At 60.6% G+C, this 20,309-nt stretch carries 21 protein-coding genes; 16 read left to right on the top strand and 5 right to left on the bottom strand.

Features of this window, described 5'->3' with window-relative positions; translation table 11 throughout:
• Positions 1-78 precede the first annotated feature (78 nt).
• From CO660_RS17865 to CO660_RS17855, 3 genes are all read left to right on the top strand, one after another.
• Entirely contained in the window at positions 79-501 is a 423-nt protein-coding gene (locus tag CO660_RS17865) for a hypothetical protein (RefSeq protein WP_097599847.1), read from the top strand.
• A gap of 86 nt (positions 502-587) precedes the next feature.
• Entirely contained in the window at positions 588-1,682 is a 1,095-nt protein-coding gene (locus CO660_RS17860) for a glycosyltransferase family 4 protein (protein WP_097599846.1), read from the top strand.
• A 14-nt stretch (positions 1,683-1,696) separates the two neighbouring features.
• Complete coding sequence (locus tag CO660_RS17855) at positions 1,697-3,907, top strand: amylo-alpha-1,6-glucosidase (RefSeq protein ID WP_097599845.1); 2,211 nt, start codon at positions 1,697-1,699, stop codon at positions 3,905-3,907.
• Positions 3,908-3,945: 38 nt separating this feature from the next.
• On the opposite strand, the gene CO660_RS17850 is transcribed toward CO660_RS17855, so the two are convergent.
• Complete coding sequence (locus tag CO660_RS17850; protein ID WP_097599844.1) at positions 3,946-4,167, bottom strand: hypothetical protein; 222 nt, start codon at positions 4,165-4,167, stop codon at positions 3,946-3,948.
• Between the two features lie 213 nt (positions 4,168-4,380).
• Between CO660_RS17850 and CO660_RS17845 the strand changes: the two genes are divergently transcribed.
• From CO660_RS17845 to ftsH, 7 genes are all read left to right on the top strand, one after another.
• Positions 4,381-4,860, top strand: coding sequence for an Hsp20 family protein (locus tag CO660_RS17845; RefSeq protein WP_097599843.1), 480 nt, complete (start codon positions 4,381-4,383; stop codon positions 4,858-4,860).
• Positions 4,861-4,945: 85 nt separating this feature from the next.
• Positions 4,946-5,455, top strand: coding sequence for an Hsp20/alpha crystallin family protein (locus tag CO660_RS17840; protein WP_097599842.1), 510 nt, complete (start codon positions 4,946-4,948; stop codon positions 5,453-5,455).
• A gap of 66 nt (positions 5,456-5,521) precedes the next feature.
• The gene (locus CO660_RS17835; RefSeq protein WP_097599841.1) at positions 5,522-6,265 is read left to right on the top strand and encodes an NADH dehydrogenase ubiquinone Fe-S protein 4; all 744 of its coding nucleotides are present in this window, start codon (positions 5,522-5,524) and stop codon (positions 6,263-6,265) included.
• Between the two features lie 8 nt (positions 6,266-6,273).
• Positions 6,274-6,603: a DNA-directed RNA polymerase subunit omega gene (locus CO660_RS17830; protein WP_097599840.1), complete on the top strand. Its 330-nt coding sequence runs from the start codon at positions 6,274-6,276 to the stop codon at positions 6,601-6,603.
• A gap of 30 nt (positions 6,604-6,633) precedes the next feature.
• On the top strand, positions 6,634-6,999 hold the full coding sequence (locus CO660_RS17825; RefSeq protein ID WP_097599839.1) for an SPW repeat protein: 366 nt from the start codon (positions 6,634-6,636) through the stop codon (positions 6,997-6,999).
• Between the two features lie 79 nt (positions 7,000-7,078).
• A complete protein-coding gene (locus CO660_RS17820) occupies positions 7,079-8,464 on the top strand; it encodes a DegQ family serine endoprotease (RefSeq protein WP_097599838.1) in 1,386 nt (461 codons plus the stop codon).
• 14 nt (positions 8,465-8,478) lie between these two features.
• Positions 8,479-10,314, top strand: coding sequence for an ATP-dependent zinc metalloprotease FtsH (gene ftsH, locus CO660_RS17815; protein ID WP_210421949.1), 1,836 nt, complete (start codon positions 8,479-8,481; stop codon positions 10,312-10,314).
• 162 nt (positions 10,315-10,476) lie between these two features.
• Here the strand turns inward: ftsH and msrB are convergent, their stop codons facing one another.
• A complete protein-coding gene (gene msrB / locus CO660_RS17810) occupies positions 10,477-10,890 on the bottom strand; it encodes a peptide-methionine (R)-S-oxide reductase MsrB (protein ID WP_064801305.1) in 414 nt (137 codons plus the stop codon).
• Positions 10,891-11,077: 187 nt separating this feature from the next.
• On the opposite strand from msrB, the gene CO660_RS17805 reads away from it, so the two are divergent.
• Together CO660_RS17805 and CO660_RS17800 are read left to right on the top strand one after the other, a co-directional pair.
• Positions 11,078-11,293: a hypothetical protein gene (locus CO660_RS17805; protein WP_085780013.1), complete on the top strand. Its 216-nt coding sequence runs from the start codon at positions 11,078-11,080 to the stop codon at positions 11,291-11,293.
• Positions 11,294-11,750: 457 nt separating this feature from the next.
• On the top strand, positions 11,751-12,182 hold the full coding sequence (locus CO660_RS17800) for a MucR family transcriptional regulator (protein ID WP_010060045.1): 432 nt from the start codon (positions 11,751-11,753) through the stop codon (positions 12,180-12,182).
• Between the two features lie 363 nt (positions 12,183-12,545).
• Here CO660_RS17800 and CO660_RS17795 read toward each other — a convergent pair whose 3' ends face one another.
• Entirely contained in the window at positions 12,546-12,968 is a 423-nt protein-coding gene (locus CO660_RS17795) for a SufE family protein (protein WP_097599837.1), read from the bottom strand.
• Positions 12,969-13,459: 491 nt separating this feature from the next.
• Complete coding sequence (locus CO660_RS17790; protein WP_097599836.1) at positions 13,460-13,948, bottom strand: DUF5330 domain-containing protein; 489 nt, start codon at positions 13,946-13,948, stop codon at positions 13,460-13,462.
• 449 nt (positions 13,949-14,397) lie between these two features.
• Between CO660_RS17790 and CO660_RS17785 the strand changes: the two genes are divergently transcribed.
• The 4 genes from CO660_RS17785 (at position 14,398) to CO660_RS17760 (ending at position 19,182) form a co-directional block, all read left to right on the top strand.
• The gene (locus tag CO660_RS17785; protein ID WP_097599835.1) at positions 14,398-15,939 is read left to right on the top strand and encodes a HAMP domain-containing sensor histidine kinase; all 1,542 of its coding nucleotides are present in this window, start codon (positions 14,398-14,400) and stop codon (positions 15,937-15,939) included.
• Complete coding sequence (locus tag CO660_RS17780) at positions 15,911-16,864, top strand: peptidoglycan-binding domain-containing protein (RefSeq protein WP_097599834.1); 954 nt, start codon at positions 15,911-15,913, stop codon at positions 16,862-16,864. The genes CO660_RS17785 and CO660_RS17780 overlap by 29 nt, the downstream gene beginning before the upstream one ends.
• 108 nt (positions 16,865-16,972) lie before the next feature.
• A complete protein-coding gene (locus CO660_RS17775; RefSeq protein ID WP_097599936.1) occupies positions 16,973-18,421 on the top strand; it encodes a methyl-accepting chemotaxis protein in 1,449 nt (482 codons plus the stop codon).
• Positions 18,422-18,837: 416 nt separating this feature from the next.
• Positions 18,838-19,182: a DUF1491 family protein gene (locus CO660_RS17760; protein WP_097599935.1), complete on the top strand. Its 345-nt coding sequence runs from the start codon at positions 18,838-18,840 to the stop codon at positions 19,180-19,182.
• Positions 19,183-19,201: 19 nt separating this feature from the next.
• Here the strand turns inward: CO660_RS17760 and CO660_RS17755 are convergent, their stop codons facing one another.
• Positions 19,202-20,248 (bottom strand): DUF2336 domain-containing protein, encoded by a 1,047-nt coding sequence (locus tag CO660_RS17755; RefSeq protein WP_176536310.1) that lies wholly within the window; start codon positions 20,246-20,248, stop codon positions 19,202-19,204.
• Between the last annotated feature and the right edge of the window lie 61 nt (positions 20,249-20,309).

Raw genomic sequence — 20,309 nt, 5'->3', positions numbered from 1 at the left:
GGCCCGCTCTGCCATCGGGGCGGGCCGCACGCTCTCGAATGAACCAAGTTCCATCGGTCAACATCAATGGAGCGAGCTATGAGAAAGGAAAGCATCAGCAATTCCATGCAGCAGAGCGCCATGGCTGCCATCAGCGCGGCACATCTGCTTCATCCAGCGAAACATTTCAGTCACCCGCGTGACGTGCTTAACGCCGCCGACATCGGCAATGACGAGAAGCGGGCCATTCTCGCTTCATGGGCATCCGATATCTTCGCGATCGAATCCGTACCTGCCCTTCGCCTTTACCCCGGGACCGAAAAAGCTGTATCCTACGACGAGATCCTCGAAGCGCTGAAGGCTTTGGACAAAGGCGATCGACCTTCCGGGAAACAAGATACGTCCGCTCCCTTGAGTGCCCACAAGACCCGTCGTCGAAGACCGCCGGTACGCCGGCTTCCCGGCTTTGGCTTGTGCAGCTACTGGAAAGGAGGACGGCGCCGACCGCTACTCGAAACCTGACCCTCCGTCCGGCCTGCCGTGTGCCTCTCAAGGACGAGGACATGATTTTGCCGACGACTGTTTGCTCAACTGAGGAGGTTTTGCCGATGAAGATCGCTCAGATTGCGCCGCTCGCCGAGAGCGTTCCGCCAAAGCTCTATGGGGGAACGGAGCGGATCGTTTCCTACCTTACCGAAGAACTCGTGGCACAGGGGCATGAGGTCACGCTTTTTGCCAGCGGGGATTCCGTCACCCGGGCGACACTCGTGTCATGTGCGGACGTCGCCTTGCGGCTGAACCCTGCGGTCAAGGAACATTTGCCGCATCAGGTCTTGATGCTGGAGGAGATCCGTCAGCGGGCGCATGAGTTCGACGTGCTGCATTTCCACATCGACCTGCTGCATTTCCCGCTGATCCGCGATTTCGCCGACCGCACTGTCACCACACTGCACGGCCGGCTCGACCTGCCGGATCTCAAGCCGTTCTACGCGGCGTTCCCGGATATTCCGATGGTGTCGATCTCCAACGACCAGCGCCGTCCGATGCCGCCGGTCGACTGGCGCGGAACGGTCTATCATGGACTGCCGGCTGATCTGCTTCCCTTCACGCAAAACCCTGGAGGCAATTACCTGGCTTTTCTTGGTCGGATCTCTCCGGAAAAGCGCCCCGATCGCGCGATCCAGATCGCTGCAAAGGTCGGAATGCAGCTGAAGATCGCCGCCAAGATCGATAATGCCGACAAGGCCTATTGGGAAACCGTCATCGAGCCGATGATAAAGAGCAATCCGCATGTTGAATTCATCGGCGAGATCGATGAACGTGAGAAAGCTGCCTTCCTTGGAAATGCAGGCGCTCTGCTCTTCCCGATCGACTGGCCGGAGCCCTTCGGGCTGGTGATGATCGAAGCCATGGCCTGCGGCACGCCGGTCATCGCTTTCGGCTGTGGTTCGGTTCCCGAGGTCATTGACAATGGCATCTCGGGCATCCTGGTCGACAGCGTCACCGAGGCGGCCGAAAACGTCGAATGGGCGCTGCGCCTCGATCGGCACAAGGTACGGGCCGCGTTTGAAAAGCGCTTCACTGCAAAACGAATGGCGTGCGACTATCTCGACATCTATCGCAACCTGCCGGGCGTTCGCATCAAAGCCGCGCCGATCCGCCGGTCGCGTGGTCAAGCGCCCGACCTGCAGGCTGTTGCCTGAGGCAAGGAGGAGGCATGTCGAACGTGTCTGCGGACAGCAACCCCGCCAAGGCATCGTCAGGCCTGACGGCGCCGGTCGCTCAGTTCTTCATTCCGGCCGCCGCATCGCTGCAGGAGCGCCGGCCGCGTACCTTGAAGCACGGCGATACTTTTGCCGTCTTCGATCATAATGGCGATGCTCTTTCCGGTCCCGGCAGTCCGGAAGGCCTTTTTCACCGGGACACCCGTCATCTCTCGCATCTTTACCTGACGATCAATGAACAGCGGCCCATGCTTCTGTCGTCGACGCTGCGGGATGACAATGCCACCCTGACCTGTGATCTTACTAATCCTGATCAGTTCGATGACAAGGGAAGGCTGGTTCTAGGCCATGACGTGATTCATCTGCGCAGATCACGCTTTCTCTGGAATGCCTGTTGTTATGAACGGCTGGCCGTGAGGAATTATGACGAGCGGCGGCAACATGTTCGCATTCAGATCTCTTTCGGGGCCGATTTCGCCGATCTTTTTGAAGTCCGCGGCACCGCAAGGGCAAGGCGAGGGCACCATCTTCCCGCCGTCGTGGAACAGGATTGGATACTGCTTTCCTATATTGGCCTGGACGATCGCAAGCGGTCGACGCGCCTTTCCTTCATGCCTGAACCGGCCGAGATTCGTAGCGATCTCGTCACTTACGACCTCCATCTGGAGCCGCACGAGACCAAATCGCTCTTTATCCAGATCGGCTGCGACCATACCTCCGCCGATCGACTGAGCCGCCTTTCCTTCTTTCTTACCTTGCGGGATGCCCGCCGTGCGTTGCGCGCCTCCTCCTCGCGCGCAGCGTCGGTCACAACTTCCAACGAGATCTTCAACGAAGTCGCGCGGCGCAGCGCCTCTGACCTCTACATGCTGATCACCGACAAGCCGGAAGGCCCCTATCCTTATGCCGGCATTCCCTGGTTCAGCACCGTTTTCGGCCGCGATGCCCTGATCACGGCGCTTGAGACACTTTGGCTCGATCCGGAGATCGCCCGCGGGGTTCTGGGTCATCTTGCTGCCAATCAGGCGACGAACGTCGATCCTGCTTCAGACGCCGAGCCGGGCAAGATCCTGCACGAAGTGCGTTGCGGCGAAATGGCCGAACTCGGCGAGGTTCCTTTCCGGCGTTACTATGGCAGCATCGACTCGACGCCGCTCTTCGTGATGCTGGCCGGCGACTATCTTAAACGAACCGGTGACCTTGCGACCATCGACCGTCTCCTGCCGAATCTCGAAGCGGCGCTGACATGGATCGACGAACATGGGGATCGCGATGGCGACGGCTTCGTCGAATACGGGCGGCTGACGGAAGAAGGACTGATCAATCAGGCGTGGAAGGATAGCCACGACTCGGTCTTCCATGCCGATGGCACATTGGCCCGGGGCCCAATCGCGATCGCCGAAGTCCAAGCCTATGTCTACGGCGCTTGGCAAAGTGCTGCCGAAATCTTCCGGTGGAGGGGCAAGCCGGAGCGCGCGGCGAGCTTTCTCGCGCGCGCGGAGGGACTGCGCCACGCCTTCGACATGAGCTTCTTCGATGAGGAACTCGGCACCTATGTGTTGGCTCTCGACGGGGATAAACGGCCTTGCCGGGTCCGATCCTCCAATGCCGGCCATGCTCTGTTCACCGGTATTGCTTATCCTGAACGGGTCCCACAGGTGACCCGCACCCTTATGAATGCTTCCTCCTTCTGTGGCTGGGGCATCCGGACCATTCCCTCGACCGAAGCACGTTACAATCCTATGAGCTACCACAATGGCTCGATCTGGCCACATGACAATGCCATGATCGCCAGTGGTCTTGCCCGCTATGGCTATCGCGCCGAAGCCGCGCGAATCTTCGAGGGGCTGTTTGCCGCTGCGACCTATATCGACCTGCGGCGGCTTCCCGAACTCCTCTGTGGCCTGCCACGTCAACGCGCACGCGGTCCTACCTCTTATCCGGTTGCCTGCTCGCCGCAAGCATGGGCGGCAGCAGCCCCTTTGTCGCTGCTGCAATCCTGCCTTGGCCTCGACTTCGATCCGAATAATTTGCAGATCAGCTTCAGCGTGCCGCGGCTTCCTTCGTTTCTCGACGAGGTAATCTTGCGGCGTCTGCTGATCGGCAATTGCTCGGCTGACGTGGCCATCCGTCGGTCTCGACACCAGGTCGTGGTCGATGTCATCAATCGACAGGGCGATGTCAGCGTGCTCACCACGGCCTGATGAAGGACGGTGCAGGGAAGGCGGGTCAACCGCCTTTTCTAATCGGGTTCCTCTTCGTCCGACCTCAGCAGGTCAACAAGCGCAGCAACCCTGCCGGTCGGTAGATGCCGCCCTTCACCCACCAGGGCCTCGTCGTTGTTGGCCCATGCAAACGCCTCGGCAAGCTCGGCTTGGGTTGCACCTGTTGCGATGATCTCGGCCACAAGCGCTTTGTCGGCGGGCCCAAGGACGGCGATGACGTCGTGTGAAGTCATTGTCATAACAATTGCTCCTCGCTCAAGCTCCAGAACATATGGTGGCGTCTTCGAAAAGATCAATTTTTCTAGTCGAGAAATTTGATCCCCTTGAAACCGTAAGACACTGAATTATATTAGTATTGTTGATCGCCCAATAGGGATCGACAGAAGCCCAGGAGACGCCGGTCGCTCTTGGCGTCTCCTTGTGTCCATGTTGCTTGCAAGGAGGATATGGCTATGAGGACAAACCTCGATTTCTCTCCCCTGTTCCGGTCGAGCATCGGCTTTGAGCGAATGTTGAACGCGCTTGAGGCTGCAGGCCGCGCCGAGACAATCGACAACTGGCCGCCCTACGATATCGTCAAGACCGGCGAGAACGACTACCGCATTGCCATGGCAGTGGCGGGCTTCTCGCAGGACGAGCTGGCAATCACCCAAGAGCAGAACATGCTGATGGTATCAGGGCAGAGGGCAGACAGCGAAGATGCTCAATATCTGCATCGCGGCATTGCTGGACGCTCGTTCCAGCGTCGGTTCGAACTGGCCGATCATGTCAAGGTTGTCGACGCCGGTCTGGTCAACGGTCTGCTGACCATCGATCTCAAGCACGAAATTCCCGAAGAGATGAAGCCGCGCCAGATCGAGATCAAGGCCGACGGGGTGCTGCCCAAGGCCGAGACAAAGCAGATCGAAGGTGAGAAACAGGTGGCGGCCTAAGCGTTCCAATAGCAGGGAGCAGACGTGGCGCCAGACGTCTGGCGCCCACCGGAATGCCGAAGAACCACCAGAAAGGAGTAAAGCCATGAGTGTTCGTGATTTGATTCCCTGGGGCCGCAACAACGGCAATCAGATGCCGAGTCTCCTTCGCGACGACGACCGCGATCCTTTCCTGTCGCTTCACCGCGAGGTCAACCGGCTGTTCGACGACGTTTTTCGCGGCTTTGGCCCCGGCCTGCCGTCACATCGCGGCGCCGGCGGCTTCGGTGCAGGCTGGCCGAGTGTCGAGATTTCGGACACTGAGAAGCAAATCAAGGTTACGGCCGAAGTACCCGGTCTTGAAGAAAAGGACATCGAGGTCTTTCTCAATGACGGCGTGCTCACGCTGAAGGGTGAGAAGCGTTCGGAAACGGAAGACAAGGAGAAGCAGTTTTCGGAGCGCTACTACGGCCGCTTCGAACGACGCATCCCGGTCGGCACCGAGGTCAAGGAAGACCAGGTCGACGCCACCTTCAAGAACGGCGTTCTGACTGTCACTTTGCCAAAGACCGAAAAGGCGCAGTCACAGGTCAAGCGCATCGCCATCAGAAGCTGACGAGCGCGGCGGCCGGCCACCTGGCCGGCCGCCGCTCATCCTTCGCCGATAGGGAGGGATAGAACCATGGAGACCGCAAGAGACACACATCGGAAAACCCCAATATCTGACACTATCTGCGCGTCGAACGATAACGAACGGAGCAAACTTTCGTTCGGACAATCACTGTTTCCCGAAAATGCCGTTGCCCGTATCTTCAAACCGTGCCGCTCCGTTGCGACGTCGGGCAAAGCGCGAACGAAGGGCTGGCGGCTCGTCTTCGAGCGCAGCAGCGCCCCATTCATCGAACCTTTGATGGGTTACACGGGTGATCGCGATATGCTGACGCAGGTGGAACTCGAATTTCCCACGCTGCAATCCGCCATCCGGTACGCCGAGCGTCACGGTCTGACTTATGTCGTGCAACGGCCTGCTGCTGCTACGGCAAAGCGTATGACCGGCCGCCGAACCGAAAAAATGTCGCATGCTTTCGCTGACGCGACACTGGACCGGCTTGGCCTTGCCCCGCTGAGCGAGAGCTACGGGCAGGCCATGGACGGTGCGACAAGTCGAGGAGATTCTTCCGGTCCGGCGACGTGGTCGTCGCCGATGGACATCGTTGTTGATCCCTCCCTTTCGCTGCAAGCGAAGCGCTCGATCCTTATGAATTGGGCTTGGACGGAATATCTTCTCGACCAGGCAACAAACGAAGGCATGCCGGAGAACGACCGGTCGTCGCGTCTCCATGAGGTCGAGCAGGCCCTGCTTGCCCTCGAGCGGGATGTCGAGAGCGCGCAAACACATCCTGTGGCCAATCGGGAAGCTGCATGAGGTGGGTCATGGATCCGCATATCGTTTTCGATTGCCAGAACATTCTTCCGAACAGGTTCGCTTTGTCGCTCGCGGCAGCAGCCCGCACCCGCGCACTAAGGCGGGGTGCCGAACCAAGGCTTGATCCGCGGTGCGCAAGCGCGAGCGAGATGGCATTGCAGGAGATTGCTTGCGGTGCGTTCGCCGACGACGAGATGGCGCCATTTCTGTTCGCATCGCAAGCAGGCGCATGCTTTTTGCCGCCACCTGCACCCACGAAAATCGAGCTTCGCGACGACGGCCTTTCAAGCACTGCCGCCGCACCCGTCGCCTCATCGCATGAGGCGGTCGATCGATGATGTCAAACAACAGATGAGGAGAAATGAACGATGCTGAAGTCCCTGAATTCGAACAACCGGACGGCTCTCGATATCGTCAATATCGTTGCCGGTCTTGCTCTTCTGATCTCACCATGGCTGCTCGGCTTCGCAGCCGAGAGCGGCGCCGCATGGAATGCCTGGATCGTCGGCGCTGCCATCGCCCTGATCGCCGCAGCGGCTCTCTACGCCTTCTATGAGGTGGAGGAATGGGTCAATCTTGTCCTGGGCGTATGGGCCGTCGTCGCACCGTGGGTGCTGGGCTTTGCGGCCGTGACAGCGGCGATGTGGGTGCATCTGATTGTGGGTGTTGTCGTCGCCGTAGTGGCCGCCGGCAGCATCTGGTTCAGCCATAACCATCCGCTGTCAACCGTATAAGCGACTCAGAACGGGTCCGGCCGCCGGGCCCGTTCTTCCGAATTCAAGTTTCAAACGAGGAGAGTCGAGGAGCAAACCGATGTTCGATTTAGCCCCGAGGCTCCGTACGATCGCCGTTTCCGCAGCTATCGCCGCCGGAGCCGTCCTGATCACCGTCACCCCCGTCATTGCACAGACAGCGGCGCCTGTACCTTCGGCTGCCAGCTTGCCAAGCTTAGCGCCGATGCTCGATCATATCACCCCAGCCGTCGTTAATATCGCTGTCGTCTCGCTGTCACCAGCCGAAAACAATCCTCTCTACAGCGATCCGAACTTCCGCCACTTCTTTGATGTGCCGGAGCAGCAACGGCGGGGTAGGATGAGTGCCGGTTCTGGGGTCATCATCGACGCTGCGAAAGGCTATGTGCTCACCAATCATCATGTCGTGGATGGCGGGACGGAGATTTCCGTTACGCTGAAGGATGGGCGTCAGTTCCCGGCAAAACTCATCGGCAGTGACAAGGAAACCGATATCGCGCTGCTCCAGATCGACGCAAAAAATCTTGTGGCGATCCAGGTAGGCGATTCCGACGCCCTCAAGGTGGGCGACTATGTCGTTGCGATCGGGAATCCTTTCGGGCTCGGTCAAACGGTTACGTCGGGCATCGTCAGCGCCCTCGGACGCAGCGGCTTGAACATCGAAGGCTATGAGGACTTCATTCAGACGGATGCCTCGATCAATCCGGGAAATTCCGGGGGCGCCCTGGTAACGCTCGATGGCAAGCTGATCGGGGTCAATACAGCGATCCTCAGCCCCGCCGGCGCCAATGTCGGCATCGGATTTGCCGTTCCAAGCAATATGGCGGTGACGGTGATGAATCAATTGATTGCCCATAGGGAAGTGCGACGTGGCAGGCTCGGCATCGGTATCCAGAATATAACGCCCGACCTGGCTGAGGCACTAAGACTTGGCGATTTGCGGGGCGCCCTGATTGCCAATGTCGAGCCTGGCTCGTCGGCCGAGCAGGCCGGACTAAAGACCGGCGATGTGGTGACGGCGATCGACGGGCGTCCCGTTCATGGCGCGACTGACCTCAGGAATCGGATTGGCCTTACGCCGGCGGGCAGCAACGTCCGCTTGACTGTGAAGCGTGGCGATGACGAGAGGGTGATTGCTGCCACCATCGCTGCCGAAGACCACTCTCCTGCAGATCTGTCCGGCACGGCGCTGGAGGGTGCCAGCATGCGGGACGCCCCTAAAGGGGGATTGCGGGATGGGGGCGTCTCCGGCGTGCTGATAGAGAATGTGGCTCCCGGCAGCACCGCGGCTCGCGCCGGTATTCGGGCCGGCGACTTAATCGTTGCGATAAACCGCGTTCCCGTTGCTTCAATCGCCGACTTGCGACGGACGATTGCCGAAAAACCAGCTATAGTCGCCCTCGAACTGATCCGCGATGGCGGCCGGCTGCTGCTGGTCATCCGCTAGCCGGGAGCGGCCTCATGGCTATGAACAGCAAGACAAAGTTCAACATCGGATATTGGATCGCCGCCTTCTTCGCCCTCGTGGCAATCCAGTATCTTTTTGCGACGACGACGCAAGTTGCAGGGATCTCTTACAGCCAGTTCGAAACGGACCTCCGGGACGGCAAGGTCGCCGAAGTCGCCGTCTCCGACAACTTTATCCAGGGGCGCTACAAGGAGCCGCAGAACGGCCGGGCCTTTTTTCTGACGACGCGTGTGGAGCCCAGCCTCGCCCAGCAGCTTCAGAGCCATGGGGTGATCGTAACCGGTCAGATCGAAAGCACGTTCCTGCGTGATCTTCTTTCCTGGCTTATTCCCGTGGCGCTCTTCGTCGGCATCTGGATGTTCGTGCTGAGGCGCATGGGTGGCGGGATTGGCGGCGGCCTCATGCAGATCGGCAAGAGCAAGGCACGAATTTATGTCCAGTCTGACACCGGCGTGACGTTCAAGGATGTGGCCGGGGTCGACGAAGCCAAGGAGGAGCTCAAGGAAATCGTCGACTTCCTCAAGGATCCGGCAGGTTACGGCCGGCTGGGTGGCCGTATGCCGAAAGGGGTGCTGCTCGTCGGCCCACCTGGTACCGGCAAGACCCTGCTGGCGCGCGCAGTCGCAGGGGAGGCCGGTGTACCATTTTTCTCGATTTCCGGCTCCGAATTTGTCGAGATGTTCGTCGGCGTCGGTGCTGCGCGCGTCCGCGATCTCTTTGAACAGGCGCGCGCCAAGGCGCCGGCCATCATCTTTATCGATGAGCTCGATGCACTCGGCCGCGCCCGCGGCATCGGTCCGATGGCGGGCGGTCATGACGAAAAGGAGCAGACTCTCAACCAGCTGCTCGTGGAGCTCGACGGCTTCGACTCGTCTACGGGGCTGGTATTGCTTGCCGCCACAAACCGGCCGGAAATCCTCGATCCCGCCCTCCTGAGGGCCGGCCGCTTCGATCGCCAGGTGCTGGTCGACCGGCCTGACAAGGCCGGACGCATCGAGATCCTCAACGTGCATCTGAAGAAGTCGAAGCTGGCGCCGGAAGTCGACATCGAGCAGATTGCCGCGCTGACACCAGGGTTTACGGGTGCGGACCTTGCCAATCTCGCGAACGAGGCAACGCTGCTCGCCACGCGCCGGGAAGCCGATGCTGTCAGTATGGAGGATTTTAACAACGCGGTAGAACGCATTGTCGCAGGTCTCGAAAAGCGCAACCGGCTGCTCAATCCCAAGGAGCGGGAGATTGTCGCCCATCACGAGATGGGCCATGCACTGGTTGCGATGGCATTGCCTGGTGTCGATCCTGTCCACAAGGTCTCGATCATCCCGCGCGGCATTGGCGCGCTCGGCTATACGATTCAGCGGCCAACGGAGGATAGATTTCTGATGACCCGCGAGGAGCTCGAGAACAAGATGGCGGTCTTGCTGGGCGGACGGGCGGCTGAATGGATCATCTATGGCCGTTTGTCCACGGGTGCGGCCGACGACCTCGTCAAGGTCACGGATATCGCCCGCGCCATGGTTACCCGCTACGGCATGACGGAAAAGCTGGGGCACGTCGCGCTTGAGAAGGACCGGCGCTCATTCCTTGCGACAGACCAGCCCTTCTACGGACCACAGGAGCATGAATATTCCGACGAAACCGCCGCAGCGGTCGACGAAGAGGTCCGACGGATTGTCGACGAGACGTTCGGCAGGGCGGTGGAATTGCTTCGGAAACGCAAAAGCATGCTGGAACGGGCGGCGCGGCTTCTCCTCGAAAAAGAGACTCTAAATGAGACCGACTTGCGGTCCCTTCTGGTCAGGGTCGAAGCGGCGGATCAGCCCACTTGAGTGGGCGACACGATCAATCGGCCGCGGAGAAGGTGACAATTGCGGCCGAGACGTCGTAGGCCGGCGCGGCCTTTGCCGGGCTCAGGTGGCCTCCGGAACTTAATTCGCCGCGGCGACCTATGCCGCCTGGAGTGCTTTGATCGTGCCGATCATGGCTCGGCGCTATTCCCCTGGCTCGAATACCATGGCGTGGCCGTTGATGCAGTAGCGCAGGCCGGTCGGCGGCGGGCCGTCGGGAAAGACGTGGCCGAGGTGGGCGTCGCAGGTGCCGCAGCGGATTTCGGTCCGCACCATACCGTAGCTCGTGTCGCGATGCTCGGTCACAGCATCGGGAGAAACCGCTTCGAAATAGCTCGGCCAGCCGCAGCCGGCGTCGAATTTCGTGTCAGAGCGGAAAAGCGGCGCGTTGCAGCCGACGCAGCGGTAGAGCCCCGTCTCGAAGGAATCCCAGTAGGGGCCGGTGAAGGCGCGTTCGGTGCCGTGCTGGCGGGTAATGCGGTATTGCTCGGGCGTGAGCTGCTCTTTCCATTCGGCGTCTGACTTATGGATCTTGGCGGTGGTTGCAGTTTCGGACATGACGTGCTCCTTTCGCCGAAGGGCGGTTCCGTTTCGCCAGAAATGTGGTGCGCCGTCCTTGTTTCATCAAGCCTCCGGCGCCGGGCCGCGGGAATCGCGGCATGCAGCTATCAGGGAAGACGTCTGCTTTTACATCTATTAAGGGTTTTCTGTTAGGGTTAATGTTACGTACATTGAGGAGCCATTGGTGTTTGAAGCTGCAATCGTCCTGCTCTACGGCCTCGTGACCGTGACCGCCATGACGGTCACGCTGCTGGAGGGGTGGGCGAATCATGCCGGTTTGACGTTTCATCGTCTCGCCGGACTTGTGGCCTGCCTGCTCTGGCCGCTGACGCTTCTGCTCTTTATCCTGCACGGTTCGGTCGTCCGGCTGCTGACGCGTCTCTCCCGCTCGCTGGCCTGATTACGGCAACTCTCTGAACCCGTGCTATTGGCGTCTTAACCTGTTTTACGCCGAACTTATGCACAGGAAGCTGTGAGTAAAGCTTGGCCTAAAGTCCTATAATTCTTCCTCAGCCATTTTTTCTCAAGAAAAACGACAAATAATAATTGGCCTTTCGGCCAAACGATGGTATTTGAAAATGCAAGTAGAATTCTGATTGTGAATTACAATCGTTCTGCTTCCAAGTCCCTCAGTTTTGATTTTTCAATGTCTAACTGGGGCCATCGCCTGGAGCAAGACGGTAGTGATTTTCGGTCAGGCAGTATAAGAACAGGTCTCGGACTTCGGAATCTAGGGGTGGATTTCACGTTTTTCGAAACAGAAGATTGCTTCCTGTGCTTTTGCTGTTCGCTTCTACGAGGCGGGTCTTTGGCGTGACAGTCAAAGATCGTTTGAGCATGCTAACAGGAGAAAAAATATGACGGATATGGCGACCGGCAATGGGCCGGAGCTGCTTGTGGAACTGACGGCCGACATCGTCGCGGCTTATGTCAGCAACCATGTTGTCCCGGTCAGCGACCTGGCAAATCTGATTTCCGACGTGCATTCGGCACTGAGCAACACGTCCGTACCGCAGCCCGCTGCGGCTGTCGTCGAAAAGCAGAAGCCTGCAGTCTCTGTCCGCAAGTCCGTACAGGACGAGCAGATTACGTGCCTGGAATGCGGCGGCAACTTCAAGTCCCTCAAGCGTCACCTCATGACGCATCACAGTCTCTCGCCGGAAGAATACCGTGAGAAATGGGACCTGCCGACCGACTACCCGATGGTAGCGCCCGCCTATGCCGAAGCGCGTTCGCGCCTGGCGAAGGAGATGGGCCTGGGTCAGCGCCGCAAGCGCGGCCGCGGCTGAGCTTTCGAAGCAGTCAACGACAAAAGCCGGGTCTTGTGCCCGGCTTTTCTGTCTGTACCGCAAACATGGATGCGTTTCCGGGCGCTGTCTGTCCGGGCCCGTTAAATGAAAGCAGGATTCAGACTTTAGTGCAAACGGCCCAGAGTTCATCCTGTTCTGAATGAGGATAATAATCTACCCTGACTATTCCGCCGCTGTCGCAAATCATGCACGGGGGAGACGGGATATTATCAGGAAGCCTCTCTTACGCTTGGGAGGGTGAGGTAGAATGTATTCCTATACTATAAGGAAGTGTTAATATAGTCGATTGGCCGTCTCCGCAAACGCGCGATCGGCCGCGCTGACCGACCGAATCGATCGCGTTCAGGCCGCGGCGCGGACTTTCGCTTCTTCCCGGATTCGCTTCACCATCGAGCGCAGCCCGTTCGAGCGTTGCGACGACAGGTTCTCCACCAAGCCGATCTTCGAGAAGATCTCGAAGGCATCGAGAGCAGCGATCTCGGAAGCCGGCTTGCCGGAATAGGTGGCAAGTACGATGGCGACGAGGCCACGCACGATATGCGCGTCGGAATCGCCTTCGAAACTCAAGATTGGGTTTTCCGGATCGCCCGACGTATGCGTCACTAGCCACACCTGGCTGGCGCAACCCATCACCTTGTTCTCCGAGGTGCGTTTTTCCTCGGCGAGCTCGGGCAGCGCCTTGCCGAGTTCGATGACATAGCGGTAGCGGTCTTCCCAATCGTCTAGGAAGGCGAAGTCATCGATGATCTGGTCGAGGGATGCCATAAAAAGCCTTTCACCTTTTGGCATGCTGGCAAAACGACACGGCAATTTTGCGTCCGGACATGCTCTAGGACTGCATATAGGTGATAGACCGACAGATTTGAACCGCTAAAGCGCGTCGTCTTGCCGATGCCGCGCTCCAGCTTTTATTTTACGCACGTCGTTATCGAAAACCACCGCAATGTGCGACATGCTCGCAAAAGAAACGCCGTGAGGGATGGGCATCCTCACGGCGCAGCAATCTGCTGAATTAAACAGGGCAGGCACGTCAGGCATGGGGCATTTCCGCGTCATGCGGACCACCGATGCAAGCTCTAAAGCATGTCGCGCAAAAGTGTGCAGCGGTTTTGCGTGAAAGACATGCGGTAAACCAAGGACCTAAAGCGCGGCAGGCGAATCTCAAAGATCGCACCGCGCTTTAGAATTCAATTGAGAAGCGGTCTCGCCTCCGAATGTTGCTCATGCGCGGCGGGCCGATTGCTCGCGCAATTTCGTCAGATCGCCGGTTTCGGCGTCGGCAGCGGGATCGCGCCGGTTACTACGGTCGCGGCTTCATCATCGACCGGCGGACGGTAAGGCATCGGCTGGTTGAGCGCAGCCTTTGCCTCGCGTGCCTTCTCCTGAACGGAAGGAGAGGCGAGGGAGGGTGCGGCGGCTGCCACCCGGTTTGCCGGTTCGGCGGGGCTTGCGGTCGTCGTCGGTTCGTCCGTGAATTGGCTGTCGAGAAGTTCGTAAGCGACGCGGGCGCCCTCACGGGCCCGGTAGCCGAGCGCCGTCAGGGTCTCGGCGCCTTTGGCGCAGACCTCCGGCTTTTCCGAGCACATGCCAGTGAGATAGTCATAGGCGCCGCTCGCCGCCGTGAATGCATCGGAGAGCTGCAATTGCGGACCGCCGGCGAGCTTGTCGGATCCCTCCGTGCTGAAGACGGAAAGAAGCACGAGCACAAGGCCAAACCAGAAGGATCCTTTGATCAGAAACCACATTGTCGTTGCCCATCCTGTTTCCCGTCCGGTTCTATCGCCGAATCAGGCCGGTTGTCCGGTGTGCTTTCACCATATCGGCAAGTTGCGAATGCCGCTTTTCGAAACTCGTGCGCATTTGCGGCAAATTTAATTCAAATTTTAGCGAAGTGCATTTGAGCCGCATTTAAGTCGAATGCGAGCGATTGTCGTTAAGTATCAGGGCGGCACCTGCTTCCAATTGCAGGGCTTTTGCCGGTTCGCCTTGCCACAGGAGTTAACGCGATGCTGAAATATGAAGGACTTCCGCCGCTTACCGGCCATTAACCACAAAAAGCAAAGGAGCTCTCGGATGCTCCAAAATGGGAATTTCTGCTCTTTCTGGCTGTGAACAGCGCCTTTGCCTTATCCTTTCCTTAAGTCGCGGCGGCCTATTGTCCGATCGACAGACAGCCTCTTTGGGCGGGTATTGCGTGCGAGTATTGAGTGACATTGGCGGCTGGGTGACGACCCTCGTAGACCGGGCGGCGACAAGCTGGCTTTCCCGGACGGGCGGCGGCGAAGCCGTGCGCCAGCGCGAGCTTGCGATTCTGCGCCGCCTCGTGCTGCTCTCCTCGGCCGCTCTCGTCGCCGCGCCTGTCGGTCTTTCGGCGGTCACCAGTCCGGCCGTCGCGCTGCCGGCCGGCGTCGCCATGGTCTGCGCCGCCTTTCTCTTTTCCGCCGTCGGCAGCGTCGCGCTGGCCCGCCAGGGCTCGTCCGCCGGCATTGCCGCACAGTCGGCCGAGGATTTCTTCCTCGCCGTCACCCCCGGCCTCGTCTTCTTCCTGGATCCGCACGGCGGCGTCGCCACCATCGGCGGCCGCGACCGGCGCGATTTCCTTGCCTGGATGCGCGATCCGAAGGGCAGGGGCTTCCTGGAGCAGGTGCATGTCTCAGACCGTATCCTGTTCTTGCAGGCGCTCGATGAGCTCAGGCGCGGCGAAGATGCCGCAAGCGTCGATCTGCGCCTCGACCGGCCTTCGGTCTCGCGCGATCAGCGCCAGTTCGCCTATTTGAGAATGGACATGACGGCGCGCCGTGATGCCGATGGCGAGCTTGCCGCCGTCATCGCCCAGCTGCGCGATGTCTCCGTCGAGCAGCAGCTGCGGGCCGAAGCCCAGAACCGTGCGGCCGAGGCCGAGTCGGCAAATGATGCCAAGTCGCGCTTCCTCGCCGCGGTCAGCCACGAACTGCGCACGCCGCTGAATGCCATCCTCGGCTTCTCCGATATTCTGATCGGCGAATATTTCGGGAAGTTCGAAAACGACCGCCAGCGTGAATATGTCGGACTCGTCCGCGAATCCGGCGCGCATCTGCTCTCCGTCGTCAATACCATGCTCGACATGAGCAAGATCGAAGCGGGGCGCTACGAGCTGATTCTCGATGCCTTCGATATCTCAAGCTCCCTCAGATCCTGCGAATCGATGCTGGCTTTGCAAGCCAAGACCAAGGGCGTCACGCTGACGAGCCGGATTCAGCGCGGGCTTGGCGAGATCGTCGCCGATCAGCGCGCCATCCAGCAGATCCTCATCAATCTCGTCGGCAATGCCGTGAAATTCACCGAAGCCGGCGGCGTCGTCTCGGTCGATGCGGCGGCGCGTGACGGCATTCTGAAGCTGACGGTCAGCGATACCGGCATCGGCATTGCCGCCGATAAGCTGGCGATGCTCGGCCAACCTTTCGTCCAAATTCAGAACGATTACACCCGCCGCTTCGAGGGCAGCGGTCTCGGCCTCTCGTTGGTCAAGGGGTTAGTGGCGCTGCATGGCGGCAATTTTGCCATTGCCAGCCAGCCGGGCGAAGGTACGATCATCACCGTTGAGATCGCGGTGGATGGCTCGGGCGCCCGGCGCGCCGAAAATGCCGGCCATGGCGCGACCGTCGAATTTCCGCCGCGGCTGAAGGACGCGGTCGGCACCGGAGCAGAATTGGAAGAGGGGCTTTTCGATGGCCGCGCGCAAGCGAAAATCGCCTAAGGGAAAGAAGCGACGGCAGCAGCCGGGCCTTGTCGTGTCCGGTGCGGCCGCTCTCGGGGGGCTCGGCCTGCAGGGAGCCTCCGTGCTGGGTGGTCTAGGGCTGCAGGGGGCGTCCGCGCTCGGCGGCGTCATCGGCCGTAATCCGTCGGTCGCCGGCGGCACGATCGCCTTCTTCGTCATCTTCTCCTTCGTTGCGGCCAACGCGCTCTGGTATCAGCCTGGCCTGCATCCGCACCCGATTTTCCGCACCCGCGACCCGCAGTCTCCCAATGTGCTCGGTGCGCGCCGTCCAACCGACGAACAGCCGGCTGACGTCACCACCTTCCGGATCGAACGGCCGGAGGATGCCGCCACCACCAGCGGGACGCCGGCGCCGGCCGCAGCCGCTCAGCAGCCGAGCCAGCTCGTCATGGACATCCAGCAGCAGCTGGTGCGTCGCGGCCTCTATAACGGCACCGCCGACGGCATCATCGGTCCCCGCACCAGCGCCGCCATCCTGTTTTTCCAGGAGACCGTCGGCATGGCCCAGACTGGGGAAGCGACGCCGGAGGTGCTGGCCGCGCTGAGAACCGACGCTGCCGGCCCCTCGACTGTGCCTGTGGAAAAACCGCCTGAGGATGTCACCTCGAAGGCGGCGGCGGAAGACCCGGTGGCTGCCGCGATCCGCAGCGCCGAAAAGACCGTCAAGACGGCTCCGTCAGCCGCAAAGCAGCTTCCATCGAGCGAGCTCGCCACCGTCGACCTGGTGCTGAAAATCCAGAAGGGCCTTTCCAACATGGCCTATGCCAATGTCGGCGTCGACGGTGTGGCGGGCGAGCAGACCCGCGCCGCCATCCGCCATTTCCAGAAGCACTATAACCTCCCCGAAAACGGCGAACCGAACGAAGCGGTGCTGAAGAAGTTGAAGGAAATCGGTGCGATCTAAGGCGTTCGCGCCGTAGATTACAACCTAAGTCTAAGACCCTAGCGCCGTTTGCAACTTGTTAACCATGTTGTCCGAAGCTTTGCCCATTGCGGCGGGGGAATGTCGGTCATGCATGCGCTGAAGGCGATAGACGATCTGGCCGGAGAACCGGCGGCCGAAGCGGAAAGCCCGGATTGCGAGGCATTGCGCCACATCCTGCAGCGCCTTGCTGAAGAAGCATCCACCCTTGGCATCGATCTCGTCGATATTGCCGGCGCCATCCAGGACATGGCGGCGATGTCGGCGCGTCACACCTCCGCCTTCGATCATGTCACCAGCACCGCACTTTCGATTGCCGAGACCAATCGCTCGGTCGCCCTGTCGCTGCGCGAGACCGACCGCACGGCGGCCGAAGCCCGCCAGATGCTCAAGGAATCGGCCGACCGCTTGTCCGGCTCCGTTGCCGAGATCGGCCATATGGTTCAGGCTTCCAACGTCATCGGCGCCGAAATCGCCGGCTTCGCGAAATCGCTTGCGGATGTCGACAAGATTGCCGAGGAGATCAGCACCATAGCCCGCCAGACCAACCTTCTGGCGCTGAACGCCGCGATCGAGGCGGCGCGCGCCGGCGATGCAGGAAAGGGTTTCGCCGTGGTTGCCGCCGAAGTGCGCGCACTTTCGCTGCAGACGTCGAAGGCGACCGGCTCCATTCAGGACACGCTGGATGAGCTGCGGGTGAAGATCGACCGGCTGTCGGCGGTCGGCGGCAATGCCCGCGACAGCGCCGCCGGCGTGCGCGACAAGTCGGAGGCGATGCGCGGCGCCTTCGAAAGTATGGAACATGTCATCACCCGCATTCTCGACAGTTCGACCGTCATGGCCAACACCACCGAGGCGGTCGACCAGCAATGCGCCGGCTTCGTCCAGAAGCTCGGCGAGATGTCCGCCGAGGTCGCCGATTCGAATGTCAGGCTGCAGCAGGCGGCAAAACGCGTCGACAGCGTCGTTGGCCTCTCGGAAACGCTGATCCAGCTGACGGCGAGCGCCGGCGTCAAGACCGCCGACAGCCGCTGGATCGAGGAAGCACAATCGGTGGCAAGGCAGATATCAGGCGCTTTCGAACGCGCCGTCGCCGAGGGTCAGATCGGTTTCGATGCCCTCTTCGACCGGCGCTACCGGCCGCTGCCTGGCACCGATCCGGTTCAGGTGATGGCCGCCTTCACCGAGCTCACCGACCGTCTGCTGCCGCCGATCCAGGAGGCCGTCGTCGCCCTGGACGAGCGCGTCGCCTTCTGCGCGGCGGTCGACGAAAACGGTTATCTGCCGACCCATAACCGGAAGTTTTCGCAGCCACAGCGGCCAGGCGACGTCGTCTGGAACACCGCCAATTGCCGCAATCGCCGCGTTTTCGCTGATCGCGTCGGCCTTGCCGCCGGCCGCAGCACCGCACCTTTCCTCGTCCAGACCTATCGCCGCGACATGGGCGGCGGCAATTTCGTGTTGATGAAGGATATCTCCGCGCCGATCACCGTCAGGGGCCGCCATTGGGGTGGCTTGCGGCTGGCGATCAAGGTCTGACGCATTCGTCAACGCTTGACCGCGGATTGCCGGCGCTCGCGCGCCGGTCTTAGAGCCTTTCCGAGCTAGATTGAAGCATTCTGCCGGAGCAGGTTTTCGTCAGGGCAAAGGCGATTGGCGACGGGCATACCCCAAGGTACGTCCGAGCCGATCGCCTTTGATCCTGGCTAGAGATGCCCGGCCCACCGGCCACACCGCTTCGCCGTGGCGAAGCGATAAGTGCGTCCGGCGATTCTAAAGTCTTGCAGATTTGCCGGGCAAATCTGCGGGAGGGTTGGCTGAAACGGCCCGGCTGATCGACCGGCCGGCTTGGCCGTAGAATTGCGCTACGACGCGCGCCGGCCGGTCGACCACCCGACTCCGTTTGAGCCAACAGAATGCTTCAATCCAACTCGGAAAGGCTCTATACCGCGTTTATGAGATTACGCGCCGACATCTTCGTATCTTCCCTTCTGCGCCGCGTCTTCGCGAGTGGCGATTTCGCGGCTGTGGAGAAGAAGGGCGCGGAGGAGGCGGGCGCGATCTTCATCCGCCAGCACTTCCGCGACGGCCTGGAGACCCTCTATGCGCCGGCGCCGCAGACCGCCTTCGGCGAAGGCGAGATCCGAGACCGGTTGTTCGAAGTCCGTCTCGCGCGAAGCGAGCCGGAAGCGGTGCGGGCGATACTGGATCGCGAACGCCGCTTCGACCCAGATCTCTGGATCGTCGAACTGGAGGCGGAGGAATTGGGGGACATGATCCCCTTGGCGGGGGATCGCTGAGGGTCAGGTCTTCTTCAACTCAACGCGACCGCCGCCCCAGCGCGCGCATATCGCGCTGCACCGGCGCCTGACGGATGAAGCGGTGGGTTTCTGTTTTCCGAGATGTGTCCGTGGGTGCCTCGGCCTTGTAGGTGTAACGATCGGCGCGCCGCCAGGCCTCCACCCTTTCGTGGCATTCTTCCGGATCGAGCGCATCGAGCACCATCCACCCGCGCGTCACATTGTGCTGTTGATCGGCAAGATGCGGATAGAAGCGTTCCAGTACGAAGACGGCGTCGAGAAAGCTCATGCCGAGGCTCGTCAGCGTCGTGGCGAGCTGCTGGCCGGAGAGGTCGAGCATGATGCGTTCGGCAAGCCAGCGGCTGGCGGAAAGCGCATCGGCAAGTGCGGTGGCGAAATGCGTCGCCTCGTGCGACCGGGCGAAGCGCACCAGCAGCGCCTCCTGAACGTCGGTGAGGGTGCGCAGGCCGAGCCTGTCTTTATCATCGCGGCCGAGATGGCCGGCGAGATCAAGGATGCGTCCGCGCAAGGCTTCTTCATTGGCGACGCGCTGCTCCTCCAGCGCTTCGGCCTCGTTGCTCTCCACCTGAACCGGCGAAAGCGGGACGGTCACCGGTTCCGTGATCGGCGCCGAAGCGGCCGCGGCGCGCGGCTGGGTCTGGCGCAACGCCACCAGCGCGTCGATGACCTTCGGTGAGAGCGAATCGCGGCTGACGATCGCCTTGACATGTGCCGCACCCTGCATGCGCGCGATGGTGATCAGCGTGTCGTCGGCAATGGCCTTCGAGGCGATAAGGAAAGGTGCGGCGATCTCGATCGGCTGATTGCCAATGAACAGCGCCACGGCTGCCGGCATGGTCTCGCATTGGGAAAGGGCCGCGACCGCCTGGCGCTTGGCCTCCTCGGAGGAAGCTTGGAACAGCGGTGTGAAAAGTTCGGCGAATTGGCGCAGTTCGGATCGTGTCGGACGAGACAGGCTCTCGAAACTGCTCACCGTCGCCATTAACACCACGTCCTTTTTCCTGACGGCCAATGGGCCCTCCAGGTCTCGAAACCGGTCACGCACAAGCACACCCTGAAAACGCAGAACCAAGGGAAACCACGGGCCGATAGCGCTGGCGGAGACG

This window comes from Rhizobium sp. L9, from assembly GCF_002531885.1.
Lineage (GTDB): Bacteria > Pseudomonadota > Alphaproteobacteria > Rhizobiales > Rhizobiaceae > Rhizobium.
This window is presented reverse-complemented; position numbering and strand designations above follow the sequence as displayed.

What these genes read in the sequence shown, in the direction of transcription:
- CO660_RS17865 (WP_097599847.1), top strand. Translation starts at nt 79, where the DNA reads ATGAGAAAGGAAAGCATCAGCAATTCCATGCAGCAGAGCGCCATGGCT.
- CO660_RS17860 (WP_097599846.1), top strand. Translation starts at nt 588, where the DNA reads ATGAAGATCGCTCAGATTGCGCCGCTCGCCGAGAGCGTTCCGCCAAAG.
- CO660_RS17855 (WP_097599845.1), top strand. Translation starts at nt 1,697, where the DNA reads ATGTCGAACGTGTCTGCGGACAGCAACCCCGCCAAGGCATCGTCAGGC.
- CO660_RS17850 (WP_097599844.1), bottom strand. Translation starts at nt 4,167, where the DNA reads ATGACAATGACTTCACACGACGTCATCGCCGTCCTTGGGCCCGCCGAC.
- CO660_RS17845 (WP_097599843.1), top strand. Translation starts at nt 4,381, where the DNA reads ATGAGGACAAACCTCGATTTCTCTCCCCTGTTCCGGTCGAGCATCGGC.
- CO660_RS17840 (WP_097599842.1), top strand. Translation starts at nt 4,946, where the DNA reads ATGAGTGTTCGTGATTTGATTCCCTGGGGCCGCAACAACGGCAATCAG.
- CO660_RS17835 (WP_097599841.1), top strand. Translation starts at nt 5,522, where the DNA reads ATGGAGACCGCAAGAGACACACATCGGAAAACCCCAATATCTGACACT.
- CO660_RS17830 (WP_097599840.1), top strand. Translation starts at nt 6,274, where the DNA reads ATGGATCCGCATATCGTTTTCGATTGCCAGAACATTCTTCCGAACAGG.
- CO660_RS17825 (WP_097599839.1), top strand. Translation starts at nt 6,634, where the DNA reads ATGCTGAAGTCCCTGAATTCGAACAACCGGACGGCTCTCGATATCGTC.
- CO660_RS17820 (WP_097599838.1), top strand. Translation starts at nt 7,079, where the DNA reads ATGTTCGATTTAGCCCCGAGGCTCCGTACGATCGCCGTTTCCGCAGCT.
- ftsH (WP_210421949.1), top strand. Translation starts at nt 8,479, where the DNA reads ATGGCTATGAACAGCAAGACAAAGTTCAACATCGGATATTGGATCGCC.
- msrB (WP_064801305.1), bottom strand. Translation starts at nt 10,890, where the DNA reads ATGTCCGAAACTGCAACCACCGCCAAGATCCATAAGTCAGACGCCGAA.
- CO660_RS17800 (WP_010060045.1), top strand. Translation starts at nt 11,751, where the DNA reads ATGACGGATATGGCGACCGGCAATGGGCCGGAGCTGCTTGTGGAACTG.
- CO660_RS17795 (WP_097599837.1), bottom strand. Translation starts at nt 12,968, where the DNA reads ATGGCATCCCTCGACCAGATCATCGATGACTTCGCCTTCCTAGACGAT.
- CO660_RS17790 (WP_097599836.1), bottom strand. Translation starts at nt 13,948, where the DNA reads ATGTGGTTTCTGATCAAAGGATCCTTCTGGTTTGGCCTTGTGCTCGTG.
- CO660_RS17780 (WP_097599834.1), top strand. Translation starts at nt 15,911, where the DNA reads ATGGCCGCGCGCAAGCGAAAATCGCCTAAGGGAAAGAAGCGACGGCAG.
- CO660_RS17775 (WP_097599936.1), top strand. Translation starts at nt 16,973, where the DNA reads ATGCATGCGCTGAAGGCGATAGACGATCTGGCCGGAGAACCGGCGGCC.
- CO660_RS17760 (WP_097599935.1), top strand. Translation starts at nt 18,838, where the DNA reads ATGAGATTACGCGCCGACATCTTCGTATCTTCCCTTCTGCGCCGCGTC.